Source organism: Chitinimonas lacunae (assembly GCF_042650885.1).
Classification (GTDB): domain Bacteria; phylum Pseudomonadota; class Gammaproteobacteria; order Burkholderiales; family Chitinimonadaceae; genus Chitinimonas_A; species Chitinimonas_A lacunae.
In genome coordinates this window covers 788,404-800,795 of sequence record NZ_JBHSBU010000001.1, presented here as the reverse complement: position 1 = coordinate 800,795, position 12,392 = coordinate 788,404, and the positions used below count along the sequence as shown (strand labels likewise).

11 protein-coding genes are annotated in these 12,392 nt (G+C 63.1%); 5 read left to right on the top strand and 6 right to left on the bottom strand.

Translation table 11 applies throughout. From position 1 onward, the window contains the following. Positions 1 to 143: 143 nt before the first annotated feature. From ACFOW7_RS03575 to ACFOW7_RS03560, 4 genes are all read left to right on the top strand, one after another. Positions 144 to 2,249, top strand: coding sequence for a bacterial transcriptional activator domain-containing protein (locus ACFOW7_RS03575; RefSeq protein WP_378161101.1), 2,106 nt, complete (start codon positions 144 to 146; stop codon positions 2,247 to 2,249). 90 nt (positions 2,250 to 2,339) lie between these two features. Beyond that, positions 2,340 to 2,630, top strand: coding sequence for a hypothetical protein (locus ACFOW7_RS03570; protein WP_378161099.1), 291 nt, complete (start codon positions 2,340 to 2,342; stop codon positions 2,628 to 2,630). 9 nt (positions 2,631 to 2,639) lie between these two features. Then, entirely contained in the window at positions 2,640 to 3,017 is a 378-nt protein-coding gene (locus ACFOW7_RS03565) for a hypothetical protein (protein WP_378161097.1), read from the top strand. 272 nt (positions 3,018 to 3,289) lie between these two features. After that, positions 3,290 to 3,658, top strand: coding sequence for a YnfA family protein (locus ACFOW7_RS03560; RefSeq protein WP_449252212.1), 369 nt, complete (start codon positions 3,290 to 3,292; stop codon positions 3,656 to 3,658). 22 nt (positions 3,659 to 3,680) lie between these two features. Here ACFOW7_RS03560 and ACFOW7_RS03555 read toward each other — a convergent pair whose 3' ends face one another. The 4 genes from ACFOW7_RS03555 to ACFOW7_RS03540 all read right to left on the bottom strand — a co-directional run bounded on the left by ACFOW7_RS03555 (position 3,681) and on the right by ACFOW7_RS03540 (position 7,838). Continuing rightward, the gene (locus ACFOW7_RS03555) at positions 3,681 to 3,806 is read right to left on the bottom strand and encodes a DUF4276 family protein (protein WP_378161095.1); all 126 of its coding nucleotides are present in this window, start codon (positions 3,804 to 3,806) and stop codon (positions 3,681 to 3,683) included. Between the two features lie 291 nt (positions 3,807 to 4,097). Continuing rightward, a complete protein-coding gene (locus tag ACFOW7_RS03550) occupies positions 4,098 to 5,144 on the bottom strand; it encodes an ABC transporter ATP-binding protein (RefSeq protein ID WP_378161093.1) in 1,047 nt (348 codons plus the stop codon). Beyond that, positions 5,141 to 6,766 (bottom strand): ABC transporter permease, encoded by a 1,626-nt coding sequence (locus ACFOW7_RS03545; protein WP_378161091.1) that lies wholly within the window; start codon positions 6,764 to 6,766, stop codon positions 5,141 to 5,143. Before ACFOW7_RS03545 ends, ACFOW7_RS03550 begins: the two co-directional genes overlap by 4 nt. 82 nt (positions 6,767 to 6,848) lie before the next feature. Then, positions 6,849 to 7,838, bottom strand: coding sequence for a Fe(3+) ABC transporter substrate-binding protein (locus ACFOW7_RS03540; RefSeq protein WP_378161089.1), 990 nt, complete (start codon positions 7,836 to 7,838; stop codon positions 6,849 to 6,851). A 202-nt stretch (positions 7,839 to 8,040) separates the two neighbouring features. Between ACFOW7_RS03540 and ACFOW7_RS03535 the strand changes: the two genes are divergently transcribed. Further along, positions 8,041 to 8,949 carry a recombination-associated protein RdgC gene (locus ACFOW7_RS03535; RefSeq protein WP_378161087.1) on the top strand — a complete coding sequence of 303 codons (909 nt, stop codon included), beginning with the start codon at positions 8,041 to 8,043 and terminating at the stop codon, positions 8,947 to 8,949. 211 nt (positions 8,950 to 9,160) lie between these two features. On the opposite strand, the gene ACFOW7_RS03530 is transcribed toward ACFOW7_RS03535, so the two are convergent. Both ACFOW7_RS03530 and ACFOW7_RS03525 read right to left on the bottom strand, forming a co-directional pair. Continuing rightward, a complete protein-coding gene (locus tag ACFOW7_RS03530; protein ID WP_378161085.1) occupies positions 9,161 to 10,630 on the bottom strand; it encodes a DUF1501 domain-containing protein in 1,470 nt (489 codons plus the stop codon). A gap of 10 nt (positions 10,631 to 10,640) precedes the next feature. Beyond that, entirely contained in the window at positions 10,641 to 12,368 is a 1,728-nt protein-coding gene (locus tag ACFOW7_RS03525) for a DUF1800 domain-containing protein (protein WP_378161083.1), read from the bottom strand. Positions 12,369 to 12,392: the final 24 nt, after the last annotated feature.

Sequence of the window (12,392 nt, the reverse complement as noted above, 5' to 3'; positions counted from 1 at the left end):
TGAGCCTAGCCCTGTCTGTCTCACTTTTTATTCCCAAACACACGCCAGCGCCGTCTATCGAACGGAAAATCATATGGAAAGCGATATAAGGCTGGCTTCCTGCCGTTGACGTAGGGAACATCGCTCTTCCAGACTGGCGCCCCATGAACCCACCCGACGATCTTTGCGAGGAGCGCCGGCTCCGCGACCAGACTCCCGCCCTACTGGCGCAACCCGAACGCTGGCGCACGCTGGCCGTGCCGTCGGTGACGGACACCGAACGTGCCCGCCTGTTGCCCTGGTCAACTTATTGGCAGTCGCTGCTGGCCGTCCAGCAGCCGCCCGACGAGGCGCGCCGACTGTTGGAAGCGGCCTATCAGACCTTCTGCGCGCAGGGCGACCCGCTTGGCAAGCTGCTGGGCTGTGCAGCCGTCATCGAGACCTTCCACGACGACGAAGAAAGCCTGGCGCCGCTGGACGACTGGATTGCCACCTTGCTGAAGTGCCTACCGACCGATGAAGGGTGGTTGTCGCCTGAAGTCGAGGTCCAGGTCATGGCCTGCGGCATTGCCGTGCTGCTGCGCGATCAGTCGCATCCGCTGCTGACCCGCTGGGCCGAGCGCGGGGAAATCCTGCTGCGTAAGCTGCCGCGCGGTTTGCAGCGGCTGCGTCTGGCCAATTTTCTGCTCCAGCATTACATCTGGCGCGGCAATTTCGGCAAAAGCGGGGCGATTATCGATGCGGTCAACAGCAGTGTCGCCGACGGCGGTTTGAAGCCGATCGAGGCGATTCACTGGTATCAAAGCGTCGCCACCTATTGCCGCTTCGTGGCCGACCATGAACGCGGCCTGGCGGCGGTCGAAGCCGGCTTGCCGCTATGCCGGGAAGCGGCGGCGCCGCATCAGGCCTATGCCCTCAATTCCAAGGGTGTCTCGATTGCCCTGTCCGCCCACGATGCCGACCGGGCCGAACACTATCTCGAAGCGATGCGTCCGTTTGTCGAAACGGCAACGCCGGGGGATCAGACCCATTATTGGAATCTGCGCACCGGTTTGACCCTGTTGCGCGGCGAACTCAAGACTGCGCTCGAATACGCCCGCACCACCCTGATCAACTCGGGCGAGATCGGCGGTGCTTACCGAACGGCCGTCCATCACGTCAGTCTGGCCCTGGTGCTGCTGGCACGCGGCGAGGCTGAACCGGCGCTGCAACAGTTCGAGGCCGCCGGGGCCATCGGTGAGCGAATCGATGCGGGTTTGCTGCGCTTTTCCTGTGCCTTGCTCGGCAGTGCCTGTCTGGCGCGGATGGGATACGAAGACGAAGCCGATGCGCGGCTCGCCACGGCACTGAAGCTTGGTGCCCACGAGCAATATCTGACCACTTCGGCCTGGTGGCTGCCCAATGTGGTGGCCGAGCGCTGTGCGCGGGCCTTGGCGCTCGATCTGGAGCCCACTTATGTGCGGCGGCTGATCCGCTATCGGCAGTTGCGTAACCCTGACCCGACGCTGGAGCAATGGCCCTGTCAGGCCCATCTGCACGCCTTCGGCAGCTTTTCGCTGCAGCTGCGCGGCGAGCCGCTGACCTTTGGCGCCAAAGCACAGAACAAACCGCTGGAACTGCTGAAGCTGCTGCTGGCCAACGGCGGCCGACCGCTGGGCGTGGCCCGGGTGATGGAATGCCTGTGGCCCGAAGCCGAAGGCGAGGCGCGGCGTAAATCGTTCGATGCGGCATTGCTGCGGTTGCGTCGCCTGCTCGATGACGCTCCGGTGGTCAATCTCGATGGCGGCAAGCTGGGCTTGCAGGACGACTCGGTATGGAGCGACGTCCATGCTTTCCTGTCGCTGGCAGAAACCATCGACCGCTCCGAAGAGGCCGACGCCCCAAGGCTCAACACCCAGGCCACCCGCCTGCTTGCGCTTTACCGGGCGCCGTTTCTGGAACACGAGGAAGCCCCCTGGGCGCTCGAAGCCCGTGAGCGGCTGCGCAAACGCTTTGTCGGCACGGTGGACCGGCTGGGCGCACGGTTGGAAGTGTTGGGTCTGGCCGAGGAAACGGTGCGGCTGTATGAGCGGGCGACCGATGCCGATCCGCTGGCCGAATCGCTGTATCGGCGGCTGATGGGCGTCTATCTGCGGCTCGGGCGGCAGGCCGAGGCGTTGCGGACCTATCGGCGTTGTCGCGATATGTTGTCGATCCTGCTGGGGATCCGCCCGTCTGCCGAGACGGAACGGCTGGCGCGGGAAATTTCGGCTGCGGTAGGAAATCAGTAGGACCACGGCGCTTATTCTGCCGATCAGACGCAGCGCAGACGACCGACCGGCCGGCGCGGACTGTGTCCTTGCCCGAAAAGTGATTCCGTCATGGCCTCTCGACATTACCCGATACGCCGTCATAGCGTCTGGTTCGAAGCCGGTGGCGGCATGGTGCGGCTCAAGCTGTGGAGCGACGGTGAGCGGGAAGTGGCCGAACTCGGCTTTCTCGACCCCGACCGCCGTCTGCCGGCCGCCCAGGTATCAGCCGCCCTGGACCATGGCGTCGGTTTCCTGCCGCAGACCAGCCTGCTGCCCCTGCTGACGCTGCTGGCCCAACCGACAACGGTCTATGTGCTGCTCGATGACGATCCGGTCGGGTCCCTTTGCATCCATACCTAGGAGAACGTAATGAAGCATGCTGTCCGTCCCGCCCTGCTGGCCCTGCTGAGCGCCACCCTGCTGACCACCCCGGCACTGGCCGGCCGCAATCCTGCCGATGGCGAAGTCCGCTATATGCAGCTCGACTGCAAAATCCTGCCAAGCGACGCAGGCGGGGTCATGGCCCAGGTGACGGCACCGTATACCAACGGCCAGACCACCAATCTGCTGCTGCTCAAGGTGATGCTGAATGGCAGCGTCTATGAGGTCGAGAAGCATCTGACCGCCGCGGTTCTGCAATCGCTGCGCAGCGAGACCGGCTACCGGACGCCGCTGCCCAAGGGCGGGGAATCGTGCAAGGCAGAATTCAAGGCCCCGCTGCCCATTTCGGCCAAACCCAAGGGTTGACGCGTTCCGTTCGAAGCGGAGTCGCTACTGGAGCATATCCAGCCCACGTGGAGTCAGCGTGTCCAGACCTCAAAGCACCAGCGCACAGCGCTCCACCAGGCTTAGCGGCGACTTGGATTTAAATGGCAATGCCTTAGCCACTCGTTGAGTGCCGCGAGCCTGGGCCTTGCGGCCCGGACACGCCGACTCCGGATTGCCTGGCAATGCGCCAGGCAAGACGCCGCCTGATCGGATACGACGGGCGGCATTTCTTTTCCTGACTGGTCTTGATCGTGCTCAAACTTCCCGCCTCTCCCGAAACCTGGCTGACGCTCGGCAAGACCACCGGCCTGTTCTGCGCCACCGCCCTGGCCGAGATCGTCGGCTGCTTCCTGCCCTATCTATGGTTGCGCAAAGGCGGCTCCGCCTGGCTGCTGGTGCCGGCGGCCGCCGGTCTGACGCTCTTTGTCTGGCTGCTGAGCCTGCATCCGGCCCCAAGCGGCCGGGTCTATGCTGCCTACGGTGGCGTCTATGTCGCCAGCGCGCTGGTATGGCTCAGGGTGGTGGACGGGATCAAACCCTCCCCGCTCGACTGGCTCGGCGCCGGCGTGGCGTTGTTGGGGATGGCGATTATGGTGCTGGGGTGGCGTGAGGGAGGGTGAGCTGCCCGGAGAATAGGGGCGTCTATCTGGCGAGCGCTTCCATGGCTTGTAGCCATCCATTGAAATGCGGACAGGCTCGACGGATGGCATCCAATCCGATATCGCAAGCGATCAGTGGCCCATGGACAGTTTTCTGATAGTTGGGCATGCTTCAAATTTGAATTCGCCACTTATAGCCTCGTAATACGAGCCGCGAGATTTGGCTGGGCTTGTTGACCTGCTTGATCATCTTGATGCCTTTATCTATTCGGTGGCGGCTGGAACGACTCACCTATTCTCTGTGGCGTGGCAAGTATTGTACTGAACTGATCAGCGACGACCGTACTTGCAGTGCTTGATCCAGTTGGCTCGATGAGAGGAGTGGGGATTGGTAAGTCGATGAGATCGAGAGGCAAGCACTCTCTGTCTCCACCCCTACTACGACTCTCGTGCGCCGCGCTTACTCACAGAACGCAATCACATGATCGATTTCCAGACGGATACCGATCATCTCGCCAATCGCATGGTCATGATGGCTGGGCACGAGGCTCAGCACTTTATGACCTGATGGCAGCGCCAGCGTGTAGAGAAACTCGGCACCCCGGAATGCCTTCTTGACCACCTGCGCCCGCATCGGACTGGCATCGTCATGTTGAATATCATCGGGCCGCAACAGCACTGCGACCTGGCCACCGATGCCGCAGCACGATACGGGGCAGGTACGCCGTCCCAGCTCGAACTCGATCTGGCCCGCTTCGACCACCGTCCCGGGCAGAAATGTGCCCTCGCCCACAAAATCGGCCACAAAGCGGTTGGCCGGTTCGTGATAGAGCCGATAGGCGCTGTCCCACTGACACAGGCGGCCTTGGTGCATGACGCCGATCCGGTCGGCCAGTGCAAAGGCTTCGTGCTGGTCATGGGTCACCAGCAAGGCAGTGATGCCGCGTACCTTGAGAATCTCGCGCACCTCGAACGACAGCTTTTCGCGCAATTCCACATCGAGATTGGAAAACGGCTCATCGAGCAGCAGCAGCCGGGGCGCCGGGGCCAGAGCGCGGGCCAGGGCCACCCGCTGTTGCTGACCGCCTGACAGCGCATGCGGATAGGCATGAGACAGGTCAGCCAGGCCAACCACGGCCAGCAGTTCCTCGACCCGGCGCTTGCGCTCGGGCTTTGACAGCCGATCGAGTCCGAAGCCGACGTTGCCGGCGACGTCGAGATGCGGAAACAGCGCATAGTCCTGAAACACCATGCCGATGCCACGTCGCTGCGGCGGCCAATGACCGGTTTCTCCGGCCACCGTGTCGCCATTGAGGTGGATGCTGCCACCGGTGATCGGCTCAAAGCCGGCAATCGCCCGCAAGGCCGTGGTCTTGCCGCAGCCCGATGGGCCCAACAGACAGCCGATTTCACCAGCGGCCAGCGTCAACGACAGGCCGTCCAGAACCACCCGCTCGCGATAGCGCACCTGCACCGAATCGAGCGTCAACAGAGGTTTGCCGTTCACGAGTTCTTCTCCGTTTCCAGCGCCAACAGCACGACCGGCACCAGACCGGCCGCCACAATGGCCACGGCCGGCAAGGCGGCCAGTTCCCAATTGCCTTCCGAGGTCATCTCGTAGACCCGGACTGCCAGCGTGTCCCAGCCAAAAGGCCGGGTCATCAGGGTAATGGGCATTTCCTTCATCACATCGACAAAGGTCATCAACAGCGCCGTGAACAGGCCGCCCCTCAGCAGCGGCAGATGGAGCCGCCATAACACGGCCGTCCGCCCAAGTCCGAACGAGGCAGCGGCGTCTTCCTGACTGGGGGTGATGCGCTGCATGGCCGCCTGCACCGGTTCAGCCGCCACCGCCATGAACCGGGCGGCATAGGCCAGCAACATCGCCAAGAGCGTGCCTTTGATCAAGGCCGATGGCGCCGTCCAGCCAAGCGCTGTCGCGGCTTCGATCAGGCGGTTGTCGAGCCAGGCGATCGGGATGAACACACCAACCGCCAGCACCGTCCCCGGCACCGCATAGCCCAATGTCGCCAGTCGTGCGGCCAATCGCGCCGACCAGTCGGTCCGGCGTCGCACCGCATAAGCCAGCAGCAGCGCCAGCAAGGCGATGCTGCCCGCCGCGAGCGCCGACAGACCGAGCGAGCGCAACACAAAGCCGATATAGCGTTGGTCGAGATCGGTGGCCGCTGCGGTGTGGGCCCAGATCAGCAGTTGGACCAGCGGCCCCAGAAACGCCACCGTCAACACCGCCAGACAAGCCAGCGCCGCCGCCCAACCGCGCCAGCCCCGCAGCGGTTCGGGCGGCAGGCGGCCGGCACGGCCACTTTGGGTGTAGCGCTTATCGCCGCGTATCCGCTGCTCGACCAGCGCCAGGGCCAATACGCCCAGGACCAGCAATGAAGCCAGCTGCGAGGCAGCCGTCAGATTGAACAGCGAGAACCACGACTTATAGATCGCCGTGGTGAAGGTGTCGTAGTTGAAGGTAGCGACGGTGCCGAAATCGGCCAGGCATTCCATCAAGGTCAGGGACAGCCCGGCCACCAGCCACGGCCGCGCCATCGGCAAGGCCACCCGCCAGAAGCCGCCTCGGCGCGACAGACCTAGCGACTGCGCCGCTTCGAGCGCCCGGCGGCCCTGGGTCAGAAAGGCATTGCGCGCCAGCAGATAGACATAGGGGTAGAGCGCCAGCGTCAGCGTCAGAATCACGCCGCCGCGCGAGCGGATCGACGGGAACCAGCGCGAATCACCGGTCAGTTCACGGATCAGGCTTTGCAGCGGCCCGGTGAAGTCATACAGGCCGATCTGCACAAAGGCGAGCACATAAGCTGGCATCGCCAGCGGCAAGGCCAGCGCCCAGGCGAAATGGCGTCGGCCGGGGAAATCGTAGACCGAGGTGAGCCAGGCGGTGGAGACGCCCAGCAGCAATGTCCCGATCGCCACCCCCACCAGCATGCTGGCGGTATTGATCAGTAGATCGGGCAGCACATAGCGGCCCAGATGGCCCCAGATCTCGGCCTGCGGCTGCGCCAGACTGGCGAGTACCACGCCCAGCGGGACCAGGGTCAACAGGGCGATCAGCCAGGCGCCCAATGATTCGAGTCGACCGGCCAGGCCGGGATGGCGTTGCACGGACTTCAATCTCACCTGCCCTCAAAAACGAATACCCCGCCTTGCGGACAAGGCGGGGCAAAAGAACGCGGGAAACGCCGTCTTAACGGTAGCCGGCGCGATCCATCAGCTTGACTGCCGCCGTCTGCAACTCGCCGGCCTTGGCCACGTTGATGTAGTCGTGCTTGAAGTCGCCCCACGAGGCCACCACCCGGTCAGGCTTGACCTTGGGGTTGGCCGGGTACTCCATATTGATGTCGGCCACCAGGTTCTGTGCCTTGTCGGACGACATCCACTCAAGCAGACGCTGGGCGGCCTTTGGATTCTTGGCGTGCTTGGTGATGCCGGCGCCCGAGATATTGACGTGGGTGCCCGAGGATTTCTGGTTGGGCCAGAACACCATCAGCGGCAGCTTCGGTTCCTTCTCGATCAGACGGCCGTAATAGTAGGTGTTGGCGATGCCGACATCACACTGTCCGGCCGCGATGGCCTTGAGCATCATGGTGTCGTCGGCAAACGGATCGGTCGCCAGATTGGCGACCCAGCCGCGCACGATCTGTTCGGTCTTGGCCTCGCCCAGCCGCGCAATCATGGTGGCGACCAGCGACTGGTTGTACACCTTCTTCGAGGTGCGCAGGCACAGGCGGCCTTTCCATTTCGGGTCGGCCAGATCTTCGTAGCTCGACAGCTCACCCGCCTTGACCCGTTGCGGGTTGTAGAACATCGAGCGGGCCCGCACCGACAGGCCGTACCAGTAACCCTGCGGTTCGCGCAGATGGGCCGGGATATTGGCTTCGAGCACCGGCGATTTGACCGCTTGCAGCAGATCCATCTGCTGGGCTTGCCACAGATTGCCTGCATCGACGGTCAGCAACAGGTCGGCAGCCGTATTCGGGCCTTCGGCCTTGATCCGCTCCATCAGCGGGCCTTCCTTGTCGGTGACGAAACGGACCTGGACGCCGGTTTCTTTGGTAAAGGCATCAAACAGCGGCTTGACCAGCTGTTCGATCCGGGCGCTATAGACGGTTACTTCCTCGGCAAAGGCGGGCGCAGCCAACAGGGCGGCGGCGATGACGAGCGGAGGGAATTTCATCGGTGGGGCTCCAGGTAAGGATCGCACTGCGAAAAGAGTATCGAGTATAGCCTTCGATGAGAATGGTTATCAATGCATGGCAGGGCTGTACTGGTACTGAAGTATGAATTTTTTGGCGCAATGGAGAACGATCGAACGCCATGCCGGCTTTTTCGACTACAATCGGCGCCCGATCCATCCCCGCCAACCGGAGCCGACCGCCATGTGGTTCAAGAATCTGCAACTCTACCGCCTGACCGACGCCAGCGCCGTGGACACCGCCAAGCTCGGCGACAGCCTGAGCCAGCGCGCTTTTGTCCCCGCCGGCCAGCTCGACCGCCTGTCGGCCGGCTGGATCGCCCCGGCTCCGCATGCGCCCGATCTGTTCGCCTATCCCTGCGGTTCCACCTTTCTGGTCGCCCTCAAGACCGAAGAAAAGCTGCTGCCTTCGAGCGTGGTCAAAGACTTCGCCGCCGAGCGGATTGCCGATATCGAAGAGAAGGAAGCCCGCAAAGTCGGCAAGAAGGAAGCCCGTGAAATTCGCGAGCGGGTCGCCGAAGAACTGCTGCCGCGCGCCTTTTCGCGTTCGCGCGTGGTGCGGGCGCTGATCGATCTCGAAGGCGGCTGGGTCTGGGTCGATACCTCGACCGCCAGCCGCGCCGAGCTGGTGCTACAGATGCTGCGCGAAACCCTGGGCAGCCTGCCCACCCGGCTGGTCGATACCCAGATGGACCCCGTCACTGCCATGACCACCTGGCTCGAACACGGCGCGCCCGAACCCTTCAGCCTCGACGCCGACTGCACCCTCAAGGCCCCGGGCGATGGCGGCGCCCAGGTGACCTGCCGCCGCCATGACCTGAGCGCCGATGAGATCATCCAGCATCTCAAGGCCGGCAAGCTGGTGACGCAACTGGCGCTGAGCTGGGCCGACCGGCTGTCCTTCGTGCTCAACGACAAATTGCAGATCAAGCGGCTGGCCTTCCTCGATCTGCTGGAAGACCAGATCAAGGAAGCCGACGCCGTCGACGCCGCAGCAATGTTCGATACCTCGCTGACCCTGCTGACCCGTGAAGGTCGCGGATTGGTGGAGGCGGTGGTGGAAGCGCTCGGTGGGGAACTTAAGCGCGATTAGACTGGATTTTTTTATTTATAAATATTATTCGTCCCAATCATAGAGACGGTTTTGCACAAATATTTAACTTTTCCGGCCTCCACTTCATCAGAAACCCGCCACCCTGATCGGCAGGTTTTTGTTTTTGGGGGCGGACGCGGCAAGTGGACCCAGCGCGGGAAAGCGATCCCTCCGCTTTCCCGCTGCTCCAAACCAGCCGATCACGCCCCGATCAGACCTTCTTCATAAAGCCCATATCGCTTGGCCAGCCAAGCCGTTTGACCTCCTCGTTGGTGAAGAACGGAAACACCGTATTGATGTGCTGCTCGGGCAGACCCAGCCACCGCGCCAGGGTGGCGCTGTACTGGTCGACCGAGAAATGCGGCAGCCAGCGGCCGGCGTCGCTGATGTCATCGGGGCCGGCCAGGGTCAGATTGGGGAAGTCGCCGTACTTGCCGCCATTGACCGCGCCCCCGAGCACGATATGGTGCGAACCCCAACCGTGGTCGCTGCCGCCGCCCGAGGCCGGTTTCAAGGTGCGACCGAATTCCGAGGCGGTGAAGGTCGTCACCTGATTGGCCATGCCCAGGCTCTCCAGCACCTGCTGAAATCCCGCCAGCGCGGCCCCAAGCTCGCCATACAGCTTGTCCTGTCGCCGGATTTGATCGACATGGGTGTCATAGCCGTCATGAAGGACGAAGAAGATCTGCCGATTGCTGCCCAGGGTCGCGTGGTCCTTGATAATGCGCGCCACTGAACCCAGCTGGGTCGCCAGCGAACCGACTGCCGGCAGCATATCGAGCGGCGCCATCTCGCCGCAGGGATCGGCCCGGACTGGCGGGGGATTCCCAGGCGGCAGCGGCTGTTTGCCGAGGCACATCACGTCGTACATATCGGGCCCCGGGGTCGCCTTGGGTCGCTCGCAGCGCGGCGAGGTCAGCGAAGGATTGAAGCGCTGGCTCAGCCGGTCGGTGCGATCGAGGGTTTCGGCATAGACCCGCATCAGCCGCTGCTGACCCACTTCCGCATCGCCACGCAAAGCGCGCATCGCCTGGGCAATCACGTTGACCGAGCCCATGCCGCTCAGATGGATGCCGACCTTGCCCGGGTCGGTCGGCACAACCAGATTGCTGTCGGTCGGGCCTCGGCCGAGCAGGACGTTGCCGCCGGTCGATACCACCAGCGGCAAGCCATCGGGCGGCGGCATCCATTGGGCGATGCCGCCGCCCCAGCCGGTCAGGGTCGGGCCGCGACTGACGCAGCTCTGCCATTGCGACTGCTGCTCGGCATGGGAAAACAGATTGTCGGGGCGGCCCTTCTTGTTGAATTCATCCTTGGTCAGCGGATTGGTCAGTGTCCCGACATTGAACAGCGCCGCCATCTGGCCGCGATCCCACAGCGGCTTGAGCGGGGCCAGCCGTGGATGGAGGCCGAGGCTCCGATCCAGCCCGACCAGCCCTGCCCGCTCCAGCGTCAGCCCGCCCGAGCAGACCGGCTGGCGCGCCGTGGCATAGGCCTTGTAGCGGGCGTCATCGAGTGGCACCAGCATATTGTTGGCGTCGTTGCCGCCCATCAGAAAGACACAGACCAGCGCCCGATATTCGCCATCGGCAACCGTATTGGCCCAGGCGGAAACCTGACTGAACTGTTGCAGCAACAAAGCGCCGGCGGCGCTCTTCAGAAAATTTCTACGCGTCGTCATCGCTTGGCCCTCAGCGCTGGATCTGGAATTGGGGGGAAGTACCGATCAGGTAGGTGGCAACCCGCAGGCGGCGGATGCTTTCCAGGGTCGGATCGGCAACGGTGCCCTGTTGCAGGACACCTTTGATGATGGCGCGCATCTGCGCGCTCATGCTGCCGTGCAGCAGCAGGAGATTGAGACGGTCGAGCAGGCTATCGATATCGCCACCGAGCTTGATCCACTCCGATTGCTCGACTGGCAGCAAGGTGCCCAGCGCGTTGGTCACCTGGTCCGGACTCTCGGGGCGAAAACCGATGGCTTTGAGGTCGCTCTGGTAGATCAGCAGGCTGTTGAAGAAGTTAAGCCGGACATAGGCAGTGGCGCTGGTATGGATATCGAAGGTCGGCGCATCGACCTTGCTGTCGCTGGGATGGCTCGAAAGCGGATGGTCGGGCGGATAGAAATTGAATACCGACGGCGCCCTGAACACGCTCTGCGCCATATTGCCGCTGACCACCGCCGGCGCGATGCCGTCGGTGCGAATGCCCAGTGCGCGCATTATCTGCGCCAGCAATACCACGGGCTCGCGCAGTTTGCCGTAGTGCGGAGCGTTGAGCGGGGTGCCGCTCAGGGAAATCCCACGAGCCTCGGGATGACTCAATATCTTGCGCAGCACTGCCTTCATATCGCCACGCACGCTGTTCTCGCGCGTTTCGCCATTGAAGACGGCGACCACATCGCGCACATACTGCGGCGAGGGATTGCCCGTGACCAGATGCTGAATCAAGCGTCGGCAGATAAACGGGCCGACATTGGGATGATGGAAGATATGGTCGATCACCGCGTTCAGATCGGCCTCGGCAGTCTGTCCGGCCGGCAGGACCACTGGAGGCATGCCGGGCTGATAGCTCAGCAAGGTCTTGGCCTGGGTGTCATGACGCGACTGCACCGCGATCATATTGAGCTCGTAGGCCTGGTAGCGATCCTTCGAGGCATAGGTCCAGCCGGTGAGCGCGCGGGCGAATTCCTGTATCGCGGGCTGCTCGTAGGTCGGGATGGGCCGACCCAGCGTATCGAGCCGCTGCGTCCCGTCGGGATTGAGATGCCACAGACCGATCGAGAACAACTGCAACAGCTCGCGGGCGTAGTTCTCGTTGGCCTTGGTCCCGGCCACCAGATCCCCCTTGGCGCTGTTGACCATATTGAGATACTGCCCCATGGCCGGGCTCAAGGTGACGTGGTAGAGAATATCGCGGAAGTTGCCAAAGGCCCGGTCAAGCAGCATCTGCTGGTAGGGCGCCATCCGGCGGTTCTCGTTGACCACGTTGGCCGACACCACAAAGATCTGTGACAGCGCAAAGGCCACCCGCTGGCGCAACTGGTCCGGGCCATGCACGGCATTCTGGAAGAACTGCCATTGCAACGGGGCAATCGAGGAGATCCCCAGGGTCTGGTGGCATAGGGCGGAATCCTTGCCGGCACACTGCTTGTCACGGCTGACATTGGCATACCCGGTGGGCGGCAAGGCAAATTGCCGGTCGAGATAAGCGTCCAGCCCAAGCTGGCGTACCTCGGCGATGCTTTCCATCGTCGGCCCGAAGCTGGCCTGCTCCAGCAGGCGCGCCGCATGGACAGCCCCCATATCCTCGGCGGCCATGGCTGGCAGCAGGCTGAACAACAACAGCCCTATCGTGCCGCGCCTGACCAGACTACTCCCCACCCCTGCTACTTTCCGGCTCGAACGAATCTGTTCCGGCATGTCCTCTCTCCTTTCGTCCATATC